Source organism: Rhodanobacter sp. sgz306013, assembly GCF_057031145.1.
The window spans coordinates 657,662-682,970 of the sequence record NZ_JBXCIJ010000003.1; the positions used below are offsets into that span (position 1 = coordinate 657,662).

Annotated in this window: 13 protein-coding genes; 9 read left to right on the plus strand and 4 right to left on the minus strand. The window is 66.6% G+C overall.

What is annotated here, in order from left to right:
- Positions 1–279: 279 nt before the first annotated feature.
- The 6 genes from AC2EWF_RS12605 (at position 280) to AC2EWF_RS12630 (ending at position 13,718) form a co-directional block, all read left to right on the plus strand.
- The gene (locus AC2EWF_RS12605; RefSeq protein ID WP_483639710.1) at positions 280–3,237 is read left to right on the plus strand and encodes a TonB-dependent receptor; all 2,958 of its coding nucleotides are present in this window, start codon (positions 280–282) and stop codon (positions 3,235–3,237) included.
- A gap of 155 nt (positions 3,238–3,392) precedes the next feature.
- Positions 3,393–5,633 (plus strand): sialidase family protein, encoded by a 2,241-nt coding sequence (locus tag AC2EWF_RS12610; protein WP_483639711.1) that lies wholly within the window; start codon positions 3,393–3,395, stop codon positions 5,631–5,633.
- 88 nt (positions 5,634–5,721) lie between these two features.
- Positions 5,722–7,359: a DUF5597 domain-containing protein gene (locus AC2EWF_RS12615; RefSeq protein WP_483639712.1), complete on the plus strand. Its 1,638-nt coding sequence runs from the start codon at positions 5,722–5,724 to the stop codon at positions 7,357–7,359.
- 107 nt (positions 7,360–7,466) lie between these two features.
- Positions 7,467–10,007, plus strand: coding sequence for a glycoside hydrolase family 3 C-terminal domain-containing protein (locus AC2EWF_RS12620; RefSeq protein ID WP_483639713.1), 2,541 nt, complete (start codon positions 7,467–7,469; stop codon positions 10,005–10,007).
- Positions 10,008–10,090: 83 nt separating this feature from the next.
- Entirely contained in the window at positions 10,091–12,442 is a 2,352-nt protein-coding gene (locus AC2EWF_RS12625; protein WP_483639714.1) for a glycoside hydrolase family 31 protein, read from the plus strand.
- Between the two features lie 49 nt (positions 12,443–12,491).
- On the plus strand, positions 12,492–13,718 hold the full coding sequence (locus tag AC2EWF_RS12630) for an SGNH/GDSL hydrolase family protein (RefSeq protein WP_483639715.1): 1,227 nt from the start codon (positions 12,492–12,494) through the stop codon (positions 13,716–13,718).
- A gap of 154 nt (positions 13,719–13,872) precedes the next feature.
- Here the strand turns inward: AC2EWF_RS12630 and AC2EWF_RS12635 are convergent, their stop codons facing one another.
- The 3 genes from AC2EWF_RS12635 to AC2EWF_RS12645 form a co-directional block, all read right to left on the minus strand.
- Positions 13,873–15,468: a family 43 glycosylhydrolase gene (locus AC2EWF_RS12635; protein WP_483639814.1), complete on the minus strand. Its 1,596-nt coding sequence runs from the start codon at positions 15,466–15,468 to the stop codon at positions 13,873–13,875.
- Positions 15,469–15,554: 86 nt separating this feature from the next.
- Positions 15,555–17,213 (minus strand): alpha-L-fucosidase, encoded by a 1,659-nt coding sequence (locus AC2EWF_RS12640; RefSeq protein WP_483639716.1) that lies wholly within the window; start codon positions 17,211–17,213, stop codon positions 15,555–15,557.
- 515 nt (positions 17,214–17,728) lie between these two features.
- Positions 17,729–18,970 carry a XylR family transcriptional regulator gene (locus tag AC2EWF_RS12645; RefSeq protein WP_483639717.1) on the minus strand — a complete coding sequence of 414 codons (1,242 nt, stop codon included), beginning with the start codon at positions 18,968–18,970 and terminating at the stop codon, positions 17,729–17,731.
- A 252-nt stretch (positions 18,971–19,222) separates the two neighbouring features.
- Here AC2EWF_RS12645 and xylB point away from each other — a divergent pair, with 252 nt between their 5' ends.
- From xylB to AC2EWF_RS12660, 3 genes are read left to right on the plus strand one after another with little or no spacing between them, the layout of a single operon-like run.
- Positions 19,223–20,722, plus strand: a complete 1,500-nt coding sequence (xylB, locus tag AC2EWF_RS12650) for a xylulokinase (RefSeq protein WP_483639718.1) — start codon at positions 19,223–19,225, stop codon at positions 20,720–20,722.
- Positions 20,723–20,761: 39 nt separating this feature from the next.
- Positions 20,762–22,102 (plus strand): xylose isomerase, encoded by a 1,341-nt coding sequence (gene xylA / locus AC2EWF_RS12655; RefSeq protein ID WP_483639719.1) that lies wholly within the window; start codon positions 20,762–20,764, stop codon positions 22,100–22,102.
- A gap of 47 nt (positions 22,103–22,149) precedes the next feature.
- On the plus strand, positions 22,150–23,577 hold the full coding sequence (locus AC2EWF_RS12660) for a sugar porter family MFS transporter (RefSeq protein ID WP_483639815.1): 1,428 nt from the start codon (positions 22,150–22,152) through the stop codon (positions 23,575–23,577).
- Between the two features lie 133 nt (positions 23,578–23,710).
- Here AC2EWF_RS12660 and AC2EWF_RS12665 read toward each other — a convergent pair whose 3' ends face one another.
- Complete coding sequence (locus tag AC2EWF_RS12665; protein WP_483639720.1) at positions 23,711–25,051, minus strand: glycoside hydrolase family 27 protein; 1,341 nt, start codon at positions 25,049–25,051, stop codon at positions 23,711–23,713.
- Positions 25,052–25,309 lie beyond the last annotated feature (258 nt).

Genomic DNA, 25,309 nt, shown 5'->3' on the forward strand with positions numbered 1-25,309 from the left:
CGGTCTGCGCGTAGTTCTGGCCCGGTAACCCGGCAATCCGCATGCTGCGGGCGCACATGGAGAAACGTTAGTCGCGGCTTTCGATTTCGCAATTGTACGACTTTAGTACGTCGCGACAGCATCAATACACGCCAGCATCACCGGGGGAGGGACTCGGGAATGCCGTGCAAGGTAGCGGGAGAGAGCCGACGGACATTCGAACAGGTCGGCCATGTCAATTCTTGGGGAGGGCTCATCATGCCGGACAAGTTCACGTTTGATGCAGGGCGTCGCCGTTCGATGAACAGGTTGCCGATGGCGCGGTTGTCGGGAGCGATCGTCCTGGCGCTGCTGTGCTGCGGGTCGCTGGAGCTGCATGCGCAGCCGGCTGCCGAAGCTGCCCGGGGACAGGCGCAGGACCAGGCCACGCCGGCGGCATCCGCCGCCGATACCAAATCGCCGAAGAAGCCGGCAGCGAAGAGCGGCGGCAAGCAGGCCAAGGATCTCTCAGCCGTCGTGGTGACCGGCATCCGCGCATCGGTCGAGAAGGCGCAGGACATCAAGCGCGACGCCGACACCTTCGTCGATTCGTTGTCCGCGACGGACATCGGCGCGCTGCCGGATCGCAGCGTCACGGAAACCCTGTCGCGCATCCCCGGCGTCACCATCGACCACTTCCTCTCCCAGGGCGATCCGGAGCACTTCTCGGCCGAAGGCACGGGCGTGCAGGTGCGCGGCCTCACGCAGGTGCGTTCCGAATTGAACGGCCGCGACATTTTCTCCGCCAACGGCGGGCACGCCCTCAGCTTCCAGGACGTGCCGTCGGAATTGATGTCCGGCGTCGACGTCTACAAGAACCAGACGGCCAAGATGATCGAGGGCGGCCTGGGCGGCACGGTGAACCTGCGCACCTTCATGCCCTTCGACTTCCAGGGCCAGAAGATCGCCGCCTCGGCCAGCGAGAACTACGGCGACTTCAGCAAGAAGTACAAGCCGTCAGCCTCCGTGCTGTACAGCAATCGCTGGAACACCAGCCTCGGCGAAATGGGCGTCCTCGTCGATGTCGCCGATTCCCGCTTGACGACGCGCACGGATGGTCTGTTCGTGCGTCCATTCTTCAAGAACGCGGCAGGCATCTGGGTGCCGCGCGGTGCCGACTGGCGCACATTGCAGTACAACCGCAAGCGCGACGGCTATTACCTGGCCTTCCAGTGGCGTCCCAACAACGATCTCGACCTTTACGCCACCGCGTTCCAGAGCAAGTACCACGAAGTCTGGGACGAGGACGCGATCTTCGTGAGCAACGATCCGACGCAGGTGGTGGTGGACGCCAGCCAGCCGAGCCAGATCAACGGCGGCGTATTCCAGTCCGGTCGTCTCACGCAGCCCGGCGGCGTGCCGATGGGTACCGACATCCGCGCATCCAACAGCCACTCCAAGACCACGGACTTCTCCACCGGCATGCGGTGGCGGCTGGGCACGAGCACCGAGCTCACGAGCGAGTTGCAGTTGGTCAAGGCTTCTACCAACAGCCTGGATTCCACGGTGGCGCTGGGCACCAACGTGCCGTACATCGACGTCGCCCTGAACGGCAGCAACCCGCCGCGCATCGGCGTCGATACCGGCTACACCACCAACCCCGCGAATTACTACTGGGGGTTCACCATGGACCACCAGGACCAGAACTACGCAAGGGAGCTGTCCTGGCGCGCCGACATCGACCACAGCTTCGTCGATGGGTTCGTGCAGGGGGTGAAGGCGGGCGTGCGCCTCACCAACCGCTATGCCAACAACATCGACACCGGCTACAACTGGATGCCGGTGTTCCAGACCTGGATGCAAGGCTGGGCGCTGCCCAGCGGGGCTTTGCCCGGCCTGGACTTGAACGGCAAGGTCAATACCAGCCTGGTGCACCTGGACACGTTCAGCAATTTCTACCGTGGCGGCGCCGGGGTACCCGGTGCGTTCTATGCGCCGGTGTTGTCGACTGCGCTGGGCTACCCGGGCAGCTACGCGGCCATCCACGACGCCGCCATCCCGTATTACATCGGCGGCGGCTACAACGTCCCGTACCAGCCCACGCTGCTCGATGCCGCGCACACCAACCTTCAGCACGAAAAAACCTATGCGGCGTACGCGATGCTCGACTTCGGCGTGGACGATGCCAACCTGAGCGGCAATATCGGCGTGCGTGCGGTGAAGACCCGGAACTCCGCGGATGGATTCCTGGTGTACCCCGACCAGGCGTTTGCGCCGTATCTGGGCGCGGGCCAGTCCACCCCGATCAGCGCCCGCAACGAGTACACCGACATCCTGCCCAGCTTGAACGTGAAGTGGGAGTTCGCCCCGAACTGGATCACGCGCTTCGCCTTCTCCAAGGCGATCGCGCGGCCGGACTTCAGCCAGATGCAGGCCTACCAGATCCTCAATGCCGCCGTGCTGTCCGGCTATACGCCGCCACCCGGCACCACCACCTTGCCGATCGACAAGCTGACGCTGACCGGCACGTCCAACAGCAACCCGTACCTGACGCCGATGAAGGCCAACCAGTTCGATCTGTCGCTGGAGTGGTATTTCGACCAGGACCGCGGCGGCATGGCCTGGGTCAACCTGTTCCACAAGGGGATCAGTGACTATTTCCGCAACGAGTCCCGGTTCGTTTCATATCCGGGTGTCGACGGCAACAACTATCAGTACCTGATCACCCGTCCGGTGAACGTCGGCAAGGCGACCATCGACGGCGCGGAAATCGGCTGGAACCAGTTCTTCGATTTCCTGCCGGTCAAGGGCTTCGGCATGTCGGCGAACTACACCTATATCCGCAGCCGCACCCATGTACCGAACGACACCACCGCGGTGCCGATCGATACGGACGGCTCCAGCTACGGCAGCCTCCCGGCGGACGGACTGTCGAGGGATTCGCTCAACGTCGCCGGCTTCTACGAGCACGGTCCGTGGCAGATCCGGCTGGCCTACAACTGGCGCAGCCAGTACCTGCTGTCGATCGGTCCGAACGGCTACAACGGCACCGACAACAACATTCCGTGGAAGCTGCCGGTGTTCGCCGACGCCTACGGACAGCTGGACGGATCGATCTTCTACGCGTTCAACGAGCACGTGAAGCTCGGCGTGGAGATGAACAACCTCAACAACGCCGAACAGCGCACGATCATGGATCAGAACGCATCCGGCAAGCACGTCACTTCCTGGTACGTGAACGACACACGCTATGCGCTGACGCTGCGCATGACGTTCTGATCGTGCGCTGCCTGAGTACTCGAAGGGGCTTGCGGCAGCGGGCAAGGCATCCTGCACTGGGTGCCTTGCCGAACGCCGGAAAAAGCCCGCGGCGTTCCAGTACCTTCGACGCCGAGGCCGGGATGGCGGCAAGCTTGCGAAAGAGCTTACTCGACATGTCCAGAAACATCGGCGTCATTGCCTGCACTTTGTTGCTGGCGCTGAATGTCCACGCCAGCCAACCTGCCGCCACTCCCTACCGCTTCGCCAGCGTGCGCATCGGTGGCGGTGGCTATGTCTCCGGCCTGCTCTTCCACCCGTCGGTGCGCGGCCTGTATTACGCGCGCACCGATGTGGGTGGCGCCTATCGCTGGGATCAGGAACATGGACGCTGGCAGCCGCTGACCGACTGGATCACGGCGAAGGACGAAAACCTGCTTGGCATCGACAGTCTCGCGGTCGATCCGTCCGATCCGCAGTGGTTGTACCTCGCCGCGGGCATGTACACCACCCCCCAGGCGAGCTATGCCGCGATCCTGCGCTCGCACGACCAGGGTCGCAGGTTCCAGCGTGTCGACCTGCCGTTCAAGCTGGGCGGCAACGAGCTGGGGCGCGGCAACGGCGAGCGGCTGGCGGTGGATCCGAACGACGGCCGCGTGCTGTTCCTCGGATCCCGCGATGCTGGCCTGTGGCGCAGCGCTGACCATGGCGCGCACTGGACACGGGTGACCAGCTTCCCGGCCGTGGCCACCTCGCCGTCGGCCAGCGCAAGCAACGCCTGGCGCACCCAGCCCATCGGCATCGTGTTCGTGGTGTTCGACCCGGCCAGCGGCCACCGCGGCCAGCCCACGCCGGTGGTCTACGCTGGAGTGTCCACCCGGCAGACCAGTCTGTTCCGTTCCACTGACGGCGGCCGCAGCTGGAGCGCGGTGCCGGGCCAGCCCGAGGGCCTGCGGCCCAGCCACATGCACCGCGCCAACGACGGCAACTATTACCTGAGCTACGGCGACGAGCCCGGCCCGGACACCATGAACGATGGCGCCCTCTGGCGCTGGCAGCCGAACGGCAACCATTGGACCGACATCACGCCGATCCCGGGCCACGGCAAGCCCGCGGGCTTCGGCTGGGGCGATGTCGCGGTGGCGCCCTCCGACCCGGCAGTGCTGGTCGCCAGCACCCACCATCACTACACGCCGCACGACCTGTTGTTCCGCAGCACCGACCGCGGTGCGCACTGGACCGAGGTGTTCGCGCATTCGGCATTCGACCGACGTGGCGCGCCCTGGACGGTCGAGCACACGCCGCACTGGATGACCACCGTGGCGATCGATCCGTTCGATCCCGACCACGTGATCTTCGTCACCGGCTATGGCTTGTGGTCCACGCGCGACATGGGGCGCCTCGATGCGGGCGGCGAGGTGCACTGGACGTTCGCGGACCGCGGGCTGGAGGAAACCGTGGCGCTGGATCTGATCAGCCCGCCACAGGGCGCGCATCTGCTTAGCGCGCTGGGCGACCTGGACGGCTACAAGCACGACGATCTCGACGTGGCGCAGCTGCAATTTGCCGCGCCGCCGCGTTACGCGAATTCCGAGAGTATCGACTTTGCGCAGAACAAGCCGGCGTTGATGGTGCGCAGCGGCTATTTGCGCGAACCGTTCGGGCCGGCGGTCCGCGCGGCGTATTCGCAAGACGGCGGCGCGCACTGGCATGCGTTCGCCAGCGAGCCAGAGTCGTCCGGGGAGGGCGCGGGCAGCATCGCCATAGCCGCTGACGGTTCGGCCGTGCTGTGGTCGCCGCGAGGGGCCGCGGACGCCTATCTCACGCACGATTTCGGCAAGCACTGGCAGCCAGTCGACGGCTTGCCGGCGAATGCGCGTGTGCTGAGCGACCGTGTCGACCCCGGGCGCTTCTACGCCTATGAAGGCCACTTCTTCGGCCACGGCGGACAGGTTACGCAGGTGCTGGCCAGTCGCGATGGCGGCGCGCATTTCCAGGCGATTGGCGGTGCGCTGGGCGAACAGTTGAAACACGGCGCCGTCGCGTGGGTGCGCGCGGCGCCGGATGCGGCAGGCGTGGTCTATGTCGGCGGCGAAGGATTTGGGCTTGTGCGCGCGCACGCCGACGGCACAGATCTGCACAAGCTGGGTGCGCTGGCCAACGTGCGCGATTTCGGCTTTGGCAAAGCGGCGCCGGGCAGTACGTTGCCGACGGTGTTTGCCGTTGGGCAGCTTGGCGACGTGGATGGATTGTACCGCTCGACCGATGACGGCAAGCATTGGCTGCGTATCGATGACGATGCGCACCGTTATGGCGGGGAGCGATTGGTGACGGGTGATCCGCGCGTGTTCGGGCGGGTGTATTTCGCGACGAGCGGGCGTGGGGTGTTCTATGGGGATCCTGCGAAGGGGCCATGAGCAAGCGGGAAACTTTGATCCCGTCACGCCGGCGTTCGCCGGAATGACGGGAAACAGTATTGACGTAGACGTGCCTTCGGAGCATCCCATGCACATCGCTATACGCCGCCGAGACGTGTACGTATGGATGGCCCTTGCGGCTCTCCTCGCACTCGGCCTCTCCACGCCATCCCTGGCCGCCGAAACCCCCAGCAACCTCCCGCACTTCGTCACCGAGAACGGTCGCCACGCGTTCATCGTCGACGGCAAGCCGTTCCTGCTGCTCGGCGCGCAGGTCAACAACTCCAGTAACTATCCGGCCATGCTCGATGAAGTATGGCCGGCGATCGGTCACGTACAGGCCAATACCGTGATGGTGCCGATCGCGTGGGAGCAGATCGAGCCCACCGAGGGCCATTTCGATTTCAGCTTCCTGGACACGCTGCTGGCGCAGGCACGCGAGCACAAGGTGCGCCTGGCGCTCCTATGGTTCGGTACCTGGAAAAACAACAGCCCCAGCTACGCGCCTGCCTGGGTGAAGCTGGACAACAAGCGCTTTCCGCGCGTGATCACGCAAGGCGGCAGGCAACTGAACTCCTTGTCGCCGCTCGCCGTCGCCACGCTGGATGCCGACCGCAAAGCGTTCGTGCAACTGATGACGCACCTGCGTGACGTCGACGGCACGCAGCACACCGTGATCCTTGTGCAGGTCGAGAACGAATCGGGCAGCTACGGCACGGACCGCGATTATTCGCCGGCCGCCAATGCGGCCTTCGCGGAGCAAGTGCCGGCGGCGGTGCTCAAGGCAGGCCACAAGCGGGCGGGTACGTGGACGCAGGTGTTCGGCAAGGATGCGGCGGAAGACTTCGAGGCCTGGTCCGTATCGCGTTTCATCGGCCGGGTGGCTGCGGCGGGCAAGGCGGTCTATCCGCTGCCGATGTACGTGAACGCCGTGCTGAGCGATCCGGTGCGTCCGAGCCCGCCGGCGAGCCATTCCAGCGGCGGTCCTTCGCAGAACGTGCTCTTCATCTGGAAGGCGGGTGCACCGGCGATAGACATGATCGGTCCCGATCTCTATTGGCGCGACTATGAGCGCTATACGGACGCGCTTGGGTTTTACTCGCGGGCCGACAACCCGCTGGTGGTCACCGAGACCGGCAACGACCAGCCGTATGCACGCTACATCTTCGCCACGCTGGGCCATCAAGGCATGGGTTTTTCGGTGTTCGGCATCGACTACACCGGTTTCGTCAACTGGCCGCTGGGTTCGAAGACGGCCGATGACAAAGCCTTCGAACCGTTTGCGATGAACAACCGCCTGTTGCGGCCGATGGGTGAATTGATTGCATCGCTGAGCCTGGCCGGCAAGGTGTGGGGCGTTTCCGAACCGGAGCACACGCACGAGCAGACGGTCGACCTTGGCGATTGGCAGGCCAAGGTTTCCTACGGCCTGCCGCAGTTCGGCAACGACACGCCACCGGGCAATACGCCGCCCAAGGGCGGCGTGCTGATCGCGCAGCTTGGCAAGAACGAATACCTGGTCACCGGCCATTTCGCGCGCGTCGATTTCATGCCCGGCAAGGGCAGGGAGCACGAACACTTCATGATGAAGCGCGTGGAGGAAGGGCGCTACGACGGCAAGGGCCGCTGGAACTTCCTGCGCGTGTGGAATGGTGACCAGACGGACTGGGGACTCAACTTCACCGGCCAGCCGCAGGTGTTGCACGTGAAGCTGGCGACGTATTGATACAGACACTCATGAGCATCGTTCCCCCACACCGTCATCCCAGCTTTCAGGGAACGACGGCCAAGAGGGTACGAGGCTTCGCTATCAGCCAAGGAAAACCTCGCTCGATGCAACACCTCACTTTGAAATACCTCGCCTTGTCGCTCTGCATCGCTGTCGGCGTGTGCACCACCGCCTACGCAGGCAACGCCATGCCAGCCGCCGACACGCCTGCTGTAGAACATCGCGTCGACGCCATGCTCGCCAAGCTCACGCTGGAGCAGAAGGTGGCGCTGATCGGCGGCGTGGACAACTTCGGCATCCGCGCGGAACCGTCGATCGGCCTGCCCGAGCTGGGCATGTCGGACGGACCCTACGGCGTGCGCCTGGGCGGTGACTCCACCGCCTACGCCGCCGGCATCGCGCTGGCGGCGAGCTGGGACCCCGCACTCGCCCGGCGCGTCGGCGCGGCGATGGGGCGCGACGCGCGCGCCCGCGGCATCAGCTTCCTGCTCGGCCCCGGCGTGAACATCTACCGCGCGCCGCAGAACGGCCGCAACATGGAGTACTACGGCGAGGATCCCTACCTCGCCGGCCGCACCGCGGTGGGCCTGATCGAAGGCGTCCAGAGCCAGGGCGTGGTGGCCACGATCAAGCACTTCGCCGCCAACAACTCCGAGTACGACCGGCGCCACCTCAACTCGGTGATCGCGCCGCGGCCGCTGCACGAGATCTACCTGCGCGCATTCGAGATGGCGGTGAAGCAGGGCCACGTCGGCGCGGTGATGAGCAGCTACAACCAGCTCGACGGCGAGTACACCGCCGAGAACAACAGCCTGGTCAGTGGCGTCCTCAAGCACGACTGGGGGTTCGATGGCATCTTCATGTCCGACTGGGGCGCGGTGAACGATGGTCTCAAGGCCTTCAAGGCCGGCCTTGACCTGGAGATGCCGGCGGCCGACAAGATGCAGCCCGCGCTGGTGTTGTCGGGTTTGCGCGAGGGCACGCTATCCCGGGCCGCGCTGGACGACAAGGTGCGGCGCATCCTGCGCACCGCGGTGCGCTTCGGCTTCCTCGACCGGCCGCAGCAGGACGTGGCGCAGCCGCTGTTCAGCGCCGCCAACGACCAGGTGGCGCTGGACTCGGCGCGCGAGTCGCTGGTGTTGCTGAAGAACGCACACCATCTGCTGCCGCTCGACGCGGGCGCGATCAAGACCATCGCGGTGATCGGCCCCGATGCATATCCTGGCTACGCCACCGCCGGCGGCAGCTCGCACATCGAGACCTTCCGCACCGAGAGCATCCTCGGCGGCATCGTCGATTATCTTGGTAAGCGCGTGCGCGTGCTGTACGACCGCGGCCTGCCGGCGCCGGATGCGGTTTTCAAGCGCGATGGCTTCGCCACCGCCGACGGCAAGCCCGGCCTGCGCCGCGAGAACTTCGACAACCCCGACTTCCGCGGCGCGCCGGCGGCGACCACGGTGGACGCCCACATCGACCAGTGGAAGCCGGAGCTGTGGACCACGCCCGCCGTGCAGCGGCGCAGCATCCGCTGGAGCGGGCGTTACGTGGCGCCGCATGCGGGACGGTATCTGTTCCTCACCGCGGCGGCGAGCGCCGACAGCTACACGCTGTACGTGGACGGCAAGCCGGTGATCGTGCAGCCCAAGCGCGAGGGCCAGGCGCCGCTGTACGCCGCGCTGGATCTCAGGGCCGGGCAGACGGTGTCGGTGCGGCTCGACTATCTGCCCGATGTGGACTACAGCCGGATGGGCCTGGGCGTGGTGCCCGTGGACGAGCTGATCTCGCCGGCGGCGCTGAAGATGGCGGCGATGGCCGACGCCGCGGTGGTGGCGGTCGGCTTCGACCCGACCTCGGAGAGCGAGGCCTACGACCGCACGTTCGGGCTGCCCTGGGGCCAGGAGGCGCTGATCGAGGCGGTGGCCAGGGCGAATCCGAAGACGGTGGTGACGGTGACCTCGGGCGGCGCCTATGCCACCGCGGACTGGCTGGACCAGGTGCCCGCGCTGCTGCAGAACTGGTATCCGGGGCAGGAGGGCGGCCGCGCGGTAGCCGAGGTGCTGTTTGGCGCGCGTTCGCCGGAAGGCCGCCTGCCGATGAGCTTCGAGCGCCGCTGGGAAGACAACCCCACCCACGACTACTACTACGCGCCGCCGCATCCGCCAGGCACGCACCCCACGGTGCATTACGGTGAAGGCCTGTTCGTCGGCTACCGCTGGTATACCAGCCATCCGGACAAGCCGCAGCCGCTGTTCCCGTTCGGCTACGGCCTCTCGTACACCACGTTCGCGTTCTCCGGGCTGGAGGTGAAGCCGGCCAAGGCGCACGAGGGCGACACCGTGCAGGTGTCGTTCGAGGTGCGCAACACTGGCTCGCGCGCAGGCGCGGAGGTGGCCCAGGTCTACGTGAGCGATCCCTCCGCCACCGTGGTGCGGCCGGAGCGCGAGCTGAAAGCGTTCCAGAAGCTGGATCTGGCGCCGGGGCAGAGTCGGCGAGTCACCCTCACGCTCGACCGGCGCGCGTTCGCCTACTACGACCCCGATCACAACGACTGGAAGGTCGACCCGGGCCGCTTCGTGATCCGTGTGGGCGACGCTTCCGACCACACGCCGCTGGCCGCCGACCTGACCATGGAGAAAGCGCGATGAGCGGCATGCGGCGGCGCCCTTTGCGGACGGATCTCGACCGCGTGCCTGATGCCGCAGTCTTCGTTCAACGCCGGGGGAATGCCGTGCGGGCTGCTGAAATTGCATCGCTGGGCGTGCTCCTGCTCCTGTCCTGCGCCACGGCGGTTGCCGCCGCCGCGCCGATGGCCACGCTCGACCGGCATGGCGCGTGGGTCAGCGTCGAGGCGTATGGCCCGAACGTGGTCCACGTGACGATTGCCGCCGACAAGGCCCTGGTGCTGAAGGGACCGGGTTACGGGATCATCGCCGACCACGCCGACAATTCGGCGTTCCACGAGACCCGCGACCGCAGCGGCGATACCTTCGCATCCCAGGCGCTGACCCTGCATGTGGACGCGCCACCGCCGCCGCACGTGCCGGGGGTCATGGAGCGTTATTTTGCGCCGGACCTGGCGCCGGTTCGCCTGCAGGTGAAGAACGCCAAGGGCGCAACGCTCGTCGACATGACCGACTGGAACATGTCGCCGCACGAGGTGGCGGGCGAAGCCACCTATCAAGTGGGCGCCACTTTCTCGGCGCCTGCCGGCGAGCACTATTACGGCATGGGCCAGAACCAGGGCAGCCTTGGCCCGCTCGACCTGCGCGGCCGCGTCATCGACTGCAAGCAGTGGTATGACGCACCCAGCGGCGAAACCGTCTGCGTGCCCTTCATGGTGTCGTCCAGGGGCTACGGCATCATCTGGGACAACCCCTCGGATACGCACTTCGTCGCCGGCATCCGTGGCCACACCAGCTTCGAGTCGAAAGTCGGCGAGCGCGTCAGTTTCTTCGTGATCGTCGGCAACACGCCGGAAGCCATCTATTCGGCCTATGCGCGGGTGACCGGCAAAACGCCGATCCCGCCCAAGGCGGCCTTCGGCCTGATCCAGTCCAAGGCACGCTATGACAGCCAGGCCGAGGTGTTGCGCGTCGCGCACACCTACCGCGAAAAGCGCTACCCGCTCGACGTGATGGTCATCGACTGGTTCTACTGGACGCACATGGGCCAGCTGGACATCAACCCGGCGGAATTCCCGGACCCGGACGGCATGAACCGGCAACTGCATGCCATGGGCATGAAGTCGATCATATCGATCTGGCCGCGCTTCGAGCGCTCCGGGCGCTACTACAAGGAACTCGACGCCAAGGGCTATTTCCTCAAGGACAAGAACGGCAAGACGGTCGACGGCCTGCCGTTCCGTTCGGATCGCGCCGGCGCCCTGATCGACTCGACCAACCCGGCGGCGCGCAAGTGGTTCTGGGATCACGTGCGCGACAACATCCTTTCGCACGGCTTCGACTATCCGTGGCTGGACGAGACCGAACCGGACCTCGTGCCGGACGGCTTCTTCTTCTCGATCGGCTCCGGCGACCGCTACCACAATGTGTACCCGCTGTTGCACGTGGAAGGCGTCGCGCAGGGCATGCGCGCCTGGAAACCGGACGAACGCGTGCTGATCCTTGCCCGCGCGGCCTATCTTGGCTCACAGCGGACTGGCGCGCTGTTCTGGTCCTCGGACATCGACCCGACCTGGGAAGCCTTGCAACGCCAGATCCCCACCGGCCTCAACATGACCGCCTCGGGCATCGCCTACTGGGGCAACGACATCGGCGGCTGGCAGTGGTTGCCACAGACGACCAGCGCCACCAGGCCACCGCTGCTCGACCCTTCCGATGCACGCGACACGGTGGGCCAGAACAACGATTACCCGGAACTGCTCACGCGCTGGTTCGAATACGGCACCTTCCTGCCCACCCTGCGCTTGCATGGCATGCGCAAGCACACGGAAATCTGGGCCTACGGCCATCAGGCCGAGGCGATCATGGCGAAGTACGACAAGCTCCGTTACCGCCTGATTCCCTACATCTACAGCCAGGCCAAGAAGACCTACGACACCGGCGCGCCCTTCATGCGTCCATTGTGGATGGATTTCCCCGACGACCCCAACGTCGCCAACCTGGGCACGCAATACATGTTCGGCCCGGCCTTCCTGGTGGCGCCGGTCACCACGCAGGGCCAGACGGAAAAGGACGTCTACCTGCCTGCCGGCAGCGACTGGTACAACTTCTGGACCAACGAAAAGCTGGCCGGCGGACGCTGGGTCAAGGTGGCGGCGCCCATCGACCAGATTCCTGTCTTCGTCCGTGCCGGCTCGATCGTACCGCTGGGTTCGGACATCCAGTCGACCGCATCGAAACAGGCCATTGCCGAGATCCGCGTCTACCCGGGCAACGATGCCGAATTCGCGCTTTACGACGACGACGGCACCTCGTACGGCTACGAAGCGGGCAGCGGCACGACCACCCGGCTGCATTGGAACAATGCGGCCGGTGTCCTCAGCGCCACCGGCGGCGACGCAGCGTTCGACGAGAAGGTCGGCGGGCTGGCCAGGGTGATGGGCCAGCCGGGGAAGTGACGCCCCCGATGCGCCGGTCATACGACAAAAACAACGCAGGAGGAACGACATGCAGCATCGGATAGTGAAGTGGGCATTCGCCGGAGCGATCTCGGCGCTGGCGGCCGGCGCCATGGCGGCCGAGGGCGGTGGGCACCCCGCCTGGGCGGACGGCTGGGCCGCCGCCCCGGACACCGCCGGCCCGGTACTGGATGCCCAGACGGTGCGCCAGGTCGTTCGCACCAGCATCGGCGGTTCGCAGTTGCGCATGCGCCTCTCCAACCTGTTCGGCAGCGTGCCGGTCACGCTGGGCCCGGTGCACGTGGCGCAGAGCGCCGGTGCCGCGGACACGGTGCCCGGCAGCGACCATGTGCTGCTGTTCCACGGCAAGCCCACCGTCACCATCGCCAAGGGCGAAAGCGTGCTCAGCGATCCGCTGAAGATGGACGTGAAGCCGCTTCAGCAGCTGGCGGTGAGCATCTATGTGCCGGCCGACACGCACAACCACCCGGCCACCATCCACAACGCCGGGCTCGCCACCGCGTACGTCACCGAACACGGCGATGCCACCGCGGCGGTGCGTTTCCCGCGCGAGGAAACCAGCGGCAGCCGCTTCTATCTCACCGACGTGGAAGTGGCCGGGCCGGCCCCGCGCCATACGCTCGTCGCCTTCGGCGATTCCATCACCGACGGCGTGGGTTCCAAGCAGGATGCAAACGAGCGCTGGCCGGACTACCTCGCCGCGCGCCTGCAGGCCGATCCGCACCTGTCTTCCATCGCCGTCGCCGACGCCGGCATCGGCGGCAACCGCATCCTGCACGACAGCTACGGGCCCAGCGCGCTGGCGCGCTTCGACCGCGACGCGCTGGACAAGCCCGGCGTGCGCTGGGTCGTGCTGCTGGAAGGCATCAACGACATCGGCGGCTCGGGTTACGCCTGGGAGGCCAAGGACAAGATCAGCGCGCAGCAGCTGATCGACGGCATGAAGACGCTGATCGCGCGCGCGCACGCCAGGCACGTGAAGATCTATGGCGCCACCCTCACGCCCTACGGCGGCAGCGGCTGGCCTTACCACTCTGCTGCGGGCGAAAAGACGCGCGAGCAGGTGAATGCATGGATCCGCGGTTCCGGCGCCTTCGACGGCGTGGTGGATTTCGACAAGGCGGTGCGCGACCCGGCTGCGCCGAAGAAGATGCTTGCCGCCTACGACAGCGGGGACCACCTGCATCCGAACAGTGCGGGTTACCGGGCGATGGCCGCCGCGGTGGACCTCAAGCTGTTCGCCGGCAAGCCGTGAGGGGCTAGGCCCCCGCGCGGGACCTGTCCTGTCCGCAACCTTCACCTGGTCGGGGTCGCCATGACGACGCTGCCGGGTGAGGTTGCCGGCGCCGGCCCGGCTGCCGGACAAGGGCATGCGCCTGCCGCGTGGCGACAGGGCGGCGGATGCACGATCACGCCAGCGGATTGCCCACGATCGTGTGGTAGCGGAAATCGCCAAGCCGCACCGCCCCTTTCCCCGCGGCGTAGATACCCGGCTTGAGGCTCAGGAAGTCGCCGAACACGTTGTGGTGGATGCCGGACACTTCCATGCGCAAAGTGTGCAATTGCCAGCTATGCCCATCGTCGTGCGAGTACTCGAGGGTGACCACGTTGTGGTCGTTGGTCAGACGCACCCGCACCCGGCGGTTTGCCCGCTTGATGCGGGCCCACGTCAGCTCTTGCGCGTATTCGAAGGTCTTGATCGTGTCCGGCGTGAAGCCGACACCGACGAACGCTTTGTGGTTGTAGAACAGCAGCAGCCCCGCCTCCGCCTCATCGGACGGTTCCAGCGTGAGTTCGACCACATAGGCTCGGTCGCCCGCACTGCAGACCATGGGAGCGCTATCCGCCGGCGAGCTGCCGGCACCGGCCAGCAGCATGCCGTGGCCGTCGCGGCTGACCCGCTGCATCTCAGTGGGCCGTGGTTCGTGGAACGACCACTGCACGCCGAACCGGTCGCTGGAGAAGTCATCCGACAGCGGGAAACCGGACGGCCCCGGGTTGCCGCGCGCCGGCTTGCGCAGCGGCGTTGAAAGATCGCCGCCGGTGGCCACCGGCCAGCCCTCCGCCGTCCATGCCATCGGCTCCAGCAGGGTTTGCCGGCCCAGCGTGCGGAAGCCGTTCTCGTAGCCGTGGTAGATCATCCACCAGTCGCCGGCCGGCCCTTCGACGAAGGTCGCGTGGCCGCGCGACCACCAGGGTTCGGCCGCCGATCGCGTGTGCACGATGGGATTGTGCGGGCAGTTCTGCCACGGGCCATGGACCGATCGCGAGCGCGCCACGATGACCATGTGGCTGGTCGGCGGCCCCGCCGTGCCACCCACTGCGCTGACCAGGTAGAACCAGTCGCCGCGACGCAGCAGCTTCGGTCCTTCCGGCGCGAAATCCTCGACCACCCAGTCTTGCGGGTATCGCCAGGGCGTGTAGGCATGCACGAGTTTGCCGTCGGTGGCCATGCCGTCGTTAGTCAGGCGGATCATGCGGATGCCGTTGACGAACAGGTAGCGGCGGCCGTCCTCGCCGACCACATGCGCCGGATCGATGCAGCCGGGGACGCCGAGGTCGACCGGTTCGCTCCACGGGCCGGCGATGCGTTCGGCGGTGATCACGAAGATCGACCAGTTGCCGCCGGACTGCTGCGCCGGCAGGTAGATGTAGTAGCGGTCTCCGTGCTTGCACAGGTTGACCGCGAAGACGTTGCCCATCGGCTTGTGCAGGGCGGTCGCGATCGGCGTCCAGTTGACCAGGTCGGTCGAATGCCAGATCGCCAGCCCCGGCGTGGTGGCGAACGGCGTGAACGTCATGTAGTAGTCGTCGCCGTCCTTGAGTACGGCGGGATCGGGATGGTCGCCGGCCACGATGGGATTGCGGTAGGTGCCGTCGCCGAGGTCGGCCATGCGCTGGCCCTCGATACCCTGGCGCCAGCCCGGTGCGAGGCTGGGGCATGGCCGGCCGGTATCCGCCTTGGCCATCCGGGCCAACGGCATGGCGGCCGCCCCCGTAGCCATGGCCTTGAAAAGATTTCGCCGCGCGAGGTTCGTCGTGACCGAGGATGCGCCGTCGGTTGCGTCGTCGGGGCGGTCGATGGTTTTCTTCATGGGGTGTCCGTGGCGGTGCGGATGGCGAAGACAAAGGCCGCGGGGCCGGCAGGTCGGGGACCGGCATGCAGCACCAATCCCTGTGCGGTGCTTTGCCAGCGAACCGGCGTCGGCGAACCCAGCAGGTGCACGTCCTGTACGCGGTCGGTGGGCTTGACGCTGTGGACGACCACCGTGCCGTCGTCGGGCCAGGCCAGTTCGATGGCGTACAACGTGTCCTTGTTGCGGGTGAAGCGGAAATCGTCGGCGGTATAGGACGCGGCCAGTTGTTCGTTGAAGGCGCCGGCGGCCAGCGCGGTGGGGCCTTCGCCCGGCACGCGCCACGGACGACTGCCGTAGATCGCCGCTCCGTTGGTCGCCAGCCACCGGCCGATCTCCAGCAGCACGGCCTGTTGCTGCGGCACGATGCTGCCGTCGGGCCGCGGGCCGACATCCAGCAGCAGGTTGCCGTTCTTGCTCACCACGTCGGCCAGCAGCTGGATGATCGAGGTGGCGGAGCGGTAGGTGTCGTGCGCCACGTAGCCCCAGGAGCCGTTGCTGATGGTGGTGTCGGTCTGCCATGGCGAGGCCTGGATGCCGCCGAGCTGGCCGCGCTCCACGTCCAGCACGCCGGCGCCGTGGGGCAGGGTGTGCAGCTTGTAGTTGAGCACCACGCCGCCGCGTTGCGCGCCGCGGTTGTAGTAGTAGGCGAGGAACTCGGCCAGCGCGCCGCGGAACGCGGGATGGCCCACCCACCAGTCGAGGTAGATCAGGTCGGGCTTGTAATACGCCTCCAGCTCGGTGGTGCGCGCCAGCCAGTCGGCCACGTAGGCCGGCGAAACGTAGGTCCAGTCCTGTTCCAGATCCTGGTTGCCGTCCTGCAGGAAGTGCGGCACCGCGGGGCCGTAGAGATCCGCGTAGGCAGGATCGTTCACGTCGGAGGCGAGCTCGCGGCCCTGGTCGAAGAACCAGTCGTGTTCGGCGCGGTGCGAGGACAGACCGAAGCGCAGGCCTTCGGCACGGACCGCCCGTTCCAGCGCAGCCACCACGTCGCGTTTCGGCCCCATCTTCGCGGCGGTCCAGCGCGACAGCCGCGAGTCGTACATGGCGAAACCATCCGAATGCTCGGCCACCTGGACGACGTAGCGCGCACCGGCCTGCCTGAACAGCCGCGCCCAGGCCGCCGGGTCCCAGTGCTGCGCCTTGAAGCCGGCGGTGAAATCCTTGTAGCCGCGATGCGTGAGCGGGCCATAGGTATCGAGCTGATGGGCGTGTTCGCGCGCCGTGCCGTCGTACATGTTGCGCGGATACCACTCGTTCGCGAACGCCGGCACGGCGTAGACGCCCCAGTGGATGAAGATGCCGAACTTCGCGGCACCGAACCAGGCCGGCGTCCGGTAGCGCGCCAGGGAAATCCAGTCGGGGCGGAACGGGCCCGTCGCGTCTCCTTGCGCGACTTTGGCCAGCAGTGCCTTGCGTTCGGGCTCGTAGCGGGCCGAGGCGCGTTGCCACACCTGGTCCATCTGCTCGGGACTGAGCTTCTTCGCGGTGGGGTCGACCGGGGCGTGCGCGGCGAACGACGGGAAGCAGGCCAGGGCCAGTGCTGTCAGCAGCCAGGGATGGCGCGACGCAGGCCGGTTTCGATGGCTGGTGCGAGCAGCGTGCCGGAGGACCATGGAATACCCCGATGCCTGGATCGCTTGCACGCTAGCAGCAAGCGCACGCGACGGAACGGCATGTGCGAATGCATACGAATAAACGTTAGCGGCGCTTGGCGATTTCGCAATTGTTCTGCCGGGGCGCCTCTCCGGCGTCGACCCGGGGCAGGCAAGAGCGCGGATGGCAGGCGCCCCTGCGGTCGTTCCGGATGGTCCGCGTCGTGCGCGAACGAACGTGGCTCCCCGCACGTGCCGTGGCGCGTGGCTGCCCGAAACCGCGCGTGCGTGGACCCCTCACGCGCATGGCTTCATGGCGACCCGCGCATCCTGGCCTGCGCACGCCGTCTTGCATCGGTACTGGCGTCACTCCCCGCGTGTGCCGACCGTTTTTGCGCAATATGCCGAAGCCACATCAGTAACCCACGCGGCGCAGACGCTGGCTTCGGCAGGCCCAGGGAAGGCGAGCAACGCGGGAGATATGCCGGCCATTGCCTGCCGGCGAACGGCCGGCAGGCAATGGCCGGCACCACGTATTAGTCGGTAAGCGGAGCCGTTCGCAGGCCGGGGGAAAGCTTGCCTGCGGATGCCGCGGCATCCGGCTTGGCCGGTGTGCGCGGCTCTTCGGCGTACTGGCGTGGCGTGCAACCCAGCTCGCGACGGAACACTGCGTACATGTACTGCAACGAGGTAAAGCCGCTGCGCACGGCCACGTCGGCCAGCGGCACGCTGGCGTCGGACAGCATCGCCTGCGCCGTATCCAGCTTGTGCCTGAGAATGGCCTGGTGCACCGTCAGCTTCACTTCGCGCTTGAAGTGTTCCTCCAGCAGGGTGCGCGACACCCCCACGTAGTCGGCGACCTGGTCGGTCTTGATGCCCAGGCAGGCGTAGTGGCGGATGTAGTGCAGTGCCCGCATCACGTGTGGGTTGTTCATCGGCACGTGGCGGCTGCTGGCCTGCACGTTGATGCCCTTGGGCGGCACGATGATGCGCTGCTCGGCCACCCGGCCGCCGTGCAGCATCTGATGCAGCAGGCGCGCCGCGGTGTGGCCCATTTCCTCCGCGCCCTGGATTACCGAAGTCAGCGGGATGCGGCTCAACAGCTGCGCCATCGGGTCGTTGTCGATGCCCACTACCGCGATCTCGGCCGGCACCGGCACGTCGGCCACGATGCAGGCCTGCAACAGGTGGCGTGCGCGCGCATCGGTGACCGCGATGATGCCGATCGGCTTGGGCAGCGAGCGCACCCAGTCCACCATCGCCTCCTGCGCCACACCCCAGCCGCCGGCGCTGGTGGGCGAACCACGGAATACGATGCCCTCGAGGTGGTCGCTGCGCGTCATGGCGAGGAACGCCTGTTCGCGCTCCAGCGCCCAGCGGTTGCCAGGCGTGGGCGGAAGGCCGTAGAAGGCGAAGCGCTGCAGGCCCTGGTCGATCAGGTGGTCGTAGGCCAACCGCACCAGCTTGGCGTTGTCCGTGCCCACGTACGGAATACCCCTCGGGTACTGGCTGGCGTCGGCATACGAACCGCCCACCGCGACCACCGGCATGGACATGCCGGCCAGCGTTTCGCCCACGACCGGGTCGTCAAAGTCCGCGATGATGCCGTCGCCGCGCCAGTTGTGTATGCCCACGGTGCGGCTGAGGAAATCCTCCTCCATGAAGAGGTCCCATTCCACGCGCGTGGATGTCAGGTACTGGCCGATGCCGGTGATCACATGACGGTCATAGACCTTGTTCGCATTGAACAGCAGCGCGATGCGGTGAGGGGATGGCATGGTTTTCGTCGATGTCCGCAGGACTCCTTCCGAAGATACCTGTTGCCACCTGGCCCGCGCATGCGGCGTTGCGGCACGCAAAATGAATGCACGGCGTGGTGGATTTCGCAATTGCGGCCCGGCTGCGCCGACCGCAGCATCCAGGGCGAGACGGGACGTGGTGGCCTGTGGCCGGGCCTGCGATCGGCGTTCCGAAATGGGTTCCGGCACAGCCTCGCGGCGTGCCGCGGGTCGCCGGATGCAGGTAGGGACATGAGCGTCGTCGTTGGGCTGGATATCGGCACACAGAGCGTGAAACTGCTTGCCCGCGACGTCGGCAGCCGCCGTACGCTTGCGCTGCGCAGCCGGCCGCTGGCGTTGATCGAAGGTGCCGACGGCAGCCGCGAGCAGCACGCCGAATGGTGGATAGAAGCCGTGCGCCAATGCTTGGCCGATCTCGATGCCGGGCTGCGCGCCCGCATCGTGGCCATCGGGGTTTCCGGCCAGCAGCATGGCTTCGTCCCGCTGGACGCGGCGGGCGAGGTGCTCGCTCCGGCGAAACTGTGGTGCGACACCAGCAGCTGGCGCGAGTGCGAGGAAATCACGGCCGCGGCCGGTGGTTACCGGCGCTGCATCGCGCTGGCGGGCAATCCGGTCCTGGCGGGCTACACCGCGTCCAAGCTGCCGTGGACGCGCAAGCATCGTCCAGACGCCTATCGCCGGCTGGCGACCATCCTGTTGCCGCACGACTACATCAATTTCTGGCTCACCGGGGAACGCTGGATGGAATGCGGCGACGCCTCGGGGACGGGCTGGCTGGACGTGCGCACGCGCCGCTGGTCGGCTGCGATGCTCGCGGCCACCGACGCGGATCGCGACCTGTCGCTTTGCCTCCCGCCTCTGGTCGATGCGCATTTCAGTGCGCCGATCGCGTCCGCCACCGCCGACGCGCTGGGCCTGTCGCGCGAGGTACGCGTGTCGGCCGGGGGCGGCGACAACATGATGGCCGCGATCGGCACCGGCAACGTGGCGCCCGGAACCCTCAGCGTGAGCCTGGGTACCTCGGGCACGCTGTTCGCATACGCGGACCACGCCGTGGTCAGCGGCGACGGCCTGTGGGCGGCGTTCTGTTCGTCCACCGGCGGCTGGTTGCCGCTGGTCTGCACGATGAACTGCACGGTGGCCACCCGTTGCGTCGCCGATGCCTTCGGCTTCGCGGCGGGCGAGGGCGATCTGCTGGTCGAACGTACGACACCGGGGGCCGACGGCTTGCTGATGCTGCCGTTCTTCAACGGCGAACGCACGCCCGACCTGCCCTCGGCGCGCGCCAGCCTGCACGGGATGAACCCAGGCAACTTCACGCGCGGCAACGTCTATCGCGCAGCGATGGAGGGCGCGACCTACGCCTTGCGCCACGGCCTGGACGCCTTGCGTCGCGCCGGCCTGGAATTCAAGGCGGTCCGGCTGACCGGTGGCGGGGCGAACAGCGCGCCGTGGCGACAGCTGGTGGCCGATGTGTTCGATCTGCCGGTGGAGATGCCCGTGGAAACCGAGGGCGCCGCCTTCGGCGCCGCCCTGCAGGCCCTGTGGGCGTGGCGCCATCACGCCGGCGACACCGCAGGCCTCGAAGGGATCGCAGGCGAACACGTGGCGCTGGACGAGGCACGGGCCGCGCGGCCGGACGCCGGTCGCGCGCAGTCGTACCGCGAACCCTACCGGCAGTTTCTCGGACAGCTGGCTTCCCTGCAGCAGGCCCACGCGGCGCCTGGCTGATCCGTCCCCCGCAATGCACCCGCACAGGAAACGCACCCCATGAACACTCCCTTCGTCGGCAAGCGCGAATATTTCGGCGGCATCGGCCGCATCCCCTACGAGGGTGTCGCATCCGACAATCCGCTGGCGTTCAAGCACTACGACGCGAACCGGAAAATCGGCGACAAGACCATGGCCGAGCACCTGCGCTTCGCGGTGTGCTACTGGCACAGCTTCTGCAACGCCGGACACGATCCGTTCGGGCCCGGCACCCGCGCGTATCCATGGGATGCGGGCGATGCACCGCTGACGCGCGCCGAGGCGAAGATGGACGCCGCATTCGAGTTCTTCACCAAGCTGGGCGTGCCGTATTACTGTTTCCACGATACCGACATGGCGCCCGATGCCGACGATGTCGGCGAGTACGAAAGAAACCTCAAGCACATGGTCGCGCTCGCCAAGGAGCGCCAGCAGGCCACCGGCATGAAGCTGCTGTGGGGCACGGCGAACCTGTTCAGCCACCCGCGCTACATGAACGGTGCGGCCACCAATCCCGATTTCGACGTCGTCGCGCGCGCCGGCGTGCAGGTCAAGGCCGCGCTGGACGCCACGGTGGAGCTGGGCGGTGGCAACTACGTGTTCTGGGGCGGGCGCGAGGGTTACGCCTCGCTGCACAACACGCAGATGAAGCGCGAGCTGGACCACTTCGCGCGCTTCCTGACGATGGCACGCGACTACGGACGCAGCATCGGCTTCAAGGGCAACTTCCTGATCGAGCCGAAGCCGATGGAGCCGATGAAGCACCAGTACGACTTCGATTCGTCGACGGTGGCGGGCTTCCTGAGGGAGCATGGGCTGGAGCGGGACTTCAAGCTCAACATCGAGGCGAACCATGCCACCCTGGCAGGTCACACCTTCGAGCACGACCTGCAGGTGGCCTCCGACCAAGGCCTGCTCGGCAGCATCGACGCCAACCGCGGCAATGCGCAGAACGGCTGGGACACCGACCAGTTTCCCAGCGACCTTTACGATACGGTGGGGGCGATGCTGGTGGTGTTGCGCCAGGGTGGGCTGGCGCCCGGCGGCTTCAACTTCGATGCCAAGGTACGTCGCGAATCGACCGACGCCGAAGATCTCTTCATCGCCCACATCGGCGGCATGGACGCCTTCGCGCACGGCCTCGAAGTCGCGCACACGCTGCTCACGCAATCGCCTCTGGAGCAATGGCGTGCGGAGCGCTACGCGAGCTTCGACACCGGCAACGGCCACGCGTTTGCGCAAGGCAAATTGAGCATGGATGATCTGCGCTCGCATGCGGTTGCGCGCGGCGAGCCGGCGCAACGCAGCGGCAAGCAGGAGCGCTACGAAAACCTCGTCAACCAGTACCTGGTACGGGTCTAGGCGATTCGACGCTGCGAAGTGACATGCGAGGGGATCCAATCGTGGAAATGTACAGTGCGACACTCGATGCCGAAGGTTCGCTGGAGCGGGCGGAAAACACGCGGCTGATCGTGCAGATCAGTTGTGTGGCCACCCTCGGCGGCTTCCTGTTCGGCTTCGACAGCGGCGTCATCAACGGTACGGTGGACGGGCTGAAACAGGCCTTCCACTCCACCGCCGCCGGCATAGGCTTCGAGGTGGCCTCGATGCTGCTGGGGTGCGCGGTGGGCGCATTCTTCGCGGGACGCGCGGCCGATTATCAGGGGCGGCGCACGGTGCTGATCGCTGCGGCGATCCTGTTTCTGCTGTCGGCGCTGGGCGCCGGAGCCGCGCCCGGCGTGGCGTTCTTTGTCGCGGCGCGGCTTGCCGGCGGCTTCGCGGTGGGGGCGGCCAGCGTGATCGCGCCGGCCTACATCGCCGAGGTGGCGCCGGCGCGCTATCGCGGTCGGCTCGCCACCCTGCAGCAGGTGGCCATCATCAGCGGCCTGTTCTGCGCGTTCCTCAGCAATTACCTGCTGGCGAGGGCGGCGGGTTCGTCTACCGAAGCGCTGTGGCTGGGCCAGGACGCCTGGCGCTGGATGTTCTGGATGCAGGTGCTGCCGGCCACGTTGTTCCTGGTCTCGCTGACGTTCATCCCGGAGAGCCCGCGTTTCCTCGTGATGCGCAAGCGCGAGGCGGAGGCGCGGGCTGTGCTGGTGCGCCTGTACGGCGAGGAGACTGCCCGCACCAAACTCGGTGAGATCGGCAGCTCGCTGGCGCAGGACCGCCATCGCCCAAGGCTTTCCGACCTCGTGGACAAAGCCACGCAGCGCCTGCGCCCGATCGTGTGGGTAGGCATCGGACTGGCGGTGCTGCAGCAGCTGGTGGGCATCAACGTGGTGTTTTACTACGGCGCCGTGCTGTGGCAGGCGGTGGGGTTCTCCGAGAGCGACGCCCTGCTCATCAACGTCGTATCCGGAGCGTTGAGCATCGCAGCGTGCCTGGTGACGGTGGCCCTGGTGGATCGCATCGGCCGCAAGCCGCTGCTTTGGATCGGCTCGTTGGGCATGGCGGTCTCGCTGGCGCTGGTTGTCTGGGCCTTTGCGCAGGCGCACATCGATGCGGCGGGGAAGCTCGCGCTGCCGCCGTCGGCGGGAACGCTGGCGCTGGTGGCGGCCAACGTCTACGTCGTGTTCTTCAACATGTCGTGGGGGCCGGTGATGTGGGTGATGCTGGGCGAGATGTTCCCGAACCAGATCCGCGGTTCCAGCCTGGCCGTTTCCGGCGCCGCGCAGTGGATCGCCAACTTCGCCATCACCATCAGTTTCCCGCTGCTGCTGGTCGGCATCGGCCTCGCGCCCACCTATGCGATCTATGCGGTGGCGGCCGCGCTATCGACGGTGTTCGTGCTGTGCTGCGTCAAGGAGACGCGGGGCAGGGAGCTGGAACAGATGTGAGTGACGGAAAACGCCGATAGGTGGATCACGGGGATTCAATAGCACGGCGAATCCTGTCCATATGCGCTGACGATGCAAAAGCGGGTATTTTCGAGACGGGGGACGTTTCGCGCCTGGCAGCCGCGATCAGGCGCTATTCGACCGAGTAAAGCACGCATCCATGCGCCGGCAGCCGGATCGGCAGGCGGTCGGATGCCTGCAGGTGACGGCCGCTCCACAGCTCGCGCGCGGCATGCTTGCCCGCAGCCAGGCCAAGCTGCTGCCACGTCGCCCGCAAACGCACTGGCTTGTCGTCCAGGTTGAACACGGCCAGGTAGCGTTCGCCGGCCTTGCCGGACGCCGTCCATGCGCGCACTTGTTGGAAGCCTGTCGGTAGATGTTCGAGCGGATGGTTGTCGTGGCTGCGCTGATCGACCGCGATGACTTCCTTGTTGGTGATCAACGCACGCGTGGCGTCGTCCAGCCTGGTGAGGTTGGCGCCGAGGATCAGCGGTGAACGCGCGATGGCGAGCAGGGTCAGCTGCGTGCGCTCCTCGTCCAGCGTCAGGCGGGAATGGCGTGGCCGGCCCCATCCCGGGTGCGGCGCAAGCACGCCGAAGGGCAATATGTCGGCATCGGGCCACCGGCCATCGCGGGCTTGCCCTGCCCACCGGGGTAGGCGATCGAAAATATTGCGGACGCCCATGGGGAAGTCCTCATAGGGACGCTCGTGCGCGAACGTCCAGCCATCCCACACGTCGTTGGAGATGCGCCACATCTGGCCGTACTGGCGGATCTCCGCGGCATGCGAAAGCCGGGTAGGGCCGGGCGACAGGCTGAGCACGATGGGGCGGCCGGTCTTCTTGATCGCCGCCGCGATCTGGCGAATCTCGCTGATGCGGTAAGGGTGATCGGCAATGCAGTCGACCTTGAGGAAATCCACGCCCCAGTGCGCGTACAGCGCCAGCATCGAGTCGTAATAGGCCTGGCCTGCCGCGTTGTCGCGCACGCCGTAGTCGCCGTCGTCCCACGGGCAGGTGTCGGCCGTATCGGCGGCGTCTTGTGCATGGAAGCTGGACCCGGCGATCGGCAGATTCGCTTCTACCGCCTGCCTGGGAATGCCGCGCACGATGTGGATGCCGAACTTCAGGCCTTGCGCATGCACCCAGTCGGCGATGGCCTTGAAGCCCTGGCCGTCGGCGGAGGACGGAAAGCGCTTCACGGAGGGAACCAGCAGGCCGTGCGCACCCACGGCGTAATCCCGATGCTGCAAGGTGTCGCCGAACGGGTTGCCCATGTACCAGCCTTCGTCGATCACCGCGTACGTCCAGCCGTAAGCGTGCAGCTTGGCCAGTTCTGTGGCGTTGGCCTTGAAGTCGGCTTCGTCGATGGTGAGGCCGTAAGCGTCCCAGCTGTTCCAACCCATGGGCGGCGTAGGAGCGACCTCTTGCGCGCCGGCTGTCGCGACAGCCGCGAGCAGGATCGGCAGCAGCATTGCGGTTCTCAGCCAGTGTGTCATGCGGTTCGCTCTTTTCGGGCGGATTGTTCATTGGATGCAGACCGGGATGACATCGGTCTCTGCGCGAATCATTCACCGCATCCACGGTGCGCTTCATTGCGATATTGACCATCCTGGATTGCGATTATTTGCCTGCTTGTGCCCATGGGCGGGATGGTGCTGCCAGGCGGTGACAGAATGCGCCGGCGACGGTGAATTGCCCGGGGCATCACTGTGCGGCGCGCGGGAGGAACA

Bases quoted from the DNA above. Each gene is read 5' to 3' on its own strand.
- AC2EWF_RS12605 (WP_483639710.1), top strand. From the start codon at position 280: ATGAACAGGTTGCCGATGGCGCGGTTGTCGGGAGCGATCGTCCTGGCG.
- AC2EWF_RS12610 (WP_483639711.1), top strand. From the start codon at position 3,393: ATGTCCAGAAACATCGGCGTCATTGCCTGCACTTTGTTGCTGGCGCTG.
- AC2EWF_RS12615 (WP_483639712.1), top strand. From the start codon at position 5,722: ATGCACATCGCTATACGCCGCCGAGACGTGTACGTATGGATGGCCCTT.
- AC2EWF_RS12620 (WP_483639713.1), top strand. From the start codon at position 7,467: ATGCAACACCTCACTTTGAAATACCTCGCCTTGTCGCTCTGCATCGCT.
- AC2EWF_RS12630 (WP_483639715.1), top strand. From the start codon at position 12,492: ATGCAGCATCGGATAGTGAAGTGGGCATTCGCCGGAGCGATCTCGGCG.
- AC2EWF_RS12635 (WP_483639814.1), bottom strand. From the start codon at position 15,468: ATGGCTACGGGGGCGGCCGCCATGCCGTTGGCCCGGATGGCCAAGGCG.
- AC2EWF_RS12640 (WP_483639716.1), bottom strand. From the start codon at position 17,213: ATGGTCCTCCGGCACGCTGCTCGCACCAGCCATCGAAACCGGCCTGCG.
- AC2EWF_RS12645 (WP_483639717.1), bottom strand. From the start codon at position 18,970: ATGCCATCCCCTCACCGCATCGCGCTGCTGTTCAATGCGAACAAGGTC.
- xylB (WP_483639718.1), top strand. From the start codon at position 19,223: ATGAGCGTCGTCGTTGGGCTGGATATCGGCACACAGAGCGTGAAACTG.
- xylA (WP_483639719.1), top strand. From the start codon at position 20,762: ATGAACACTCCCTTCGTCGGCAAGCGCGAATATTTCGGCGGCATCGGC.
- AC2EWF_RS12660 (WP_483639815.1), top strand. From the start codon at position 22,150: ATGTACAGTGCGACACTCGATGCCGAAGGTTCGCTGGAGCGGGCGGAA.
- AC2EWF_RS12665 (WP_483639720.1), bottom strand. From the start codon at position 25,051: ATGCTGCTGCCGATCCTGCTCGCGGCTGTCGCGACAGCCGGCGCGCAA.